This is a genomic window from Rhodobacter sp. TJ_12 (assembly GCF_020023995.1).
Lineage (GTDB): Bacteria > Pseudomonadota > Alphaproteobacteria > Rhodobacterales > Rhodobacteraceae > Rhodobacter.
Genome location: NZ_NRRD01000111.1, coordinates 1 through 503, shown reverse-complemented (window position 1 = coordinate 503; position 503 = coordinate 1). Strand labels below are relative to the sequence as shown.

Below are 503 nucleotides of genomic sequence, written 5' to 3'. Positions count from 1 at the left end.
GGATGGCCGAGCTCGGCCATATGGGCGCGCAGCTGGTGCGTGCGCCCCGTGATCGGCGAGAGCGCCATCCAAGCGCAGCGGCTGCCGAGGAACCAGAGGGTGAAGAAGTCGGTCTGCGCGCGCTTGGCCTCGGGGTAGTCGCCCACCTTGGCGGGATGGATGCAGAGCATCTTCTCGCCCTCGCCGCCGCGTCCGTGGCCCGGCGCCTTCATCAGCGCATATTTGATCGAGCCCTGTTTCGGGCTGGGCACGCCCGCCACCAGCGCCCAGTAGATCTTGCGCGTATTGCGGTGGCGGAAACTCTCGGAGAGCGCCCGCGCCACGCGGTCGGTTCGCGCCAGCACCAGCACGCCCGACGTATCCTTGTCGAGCCGGTGCACCAGCTTCGGCCGTTCCTTGTAGCCGAACTTCAGCGCCTCGGTCAGCCCGTCGACATGCCGCTCGCCCACACCGTCGCCACGCAGGTGGGCAACGGCGGCGTGCCGGGCCAGCCGCGTCCGAAG

Annotated in this window: 1 protein-coding gene; it reads right to left on the bottom strand. The window is 69.6% G+C overall.

Annotated features, from left to right (window positions below; genetic code table 11):
- On the bottom strand, positions 1-503 hold a 503-nt coding region (locus CKO11_RS17450), incomplete at both ends, for an RluA family pseudouridine synthase (protein WP_223641581.1).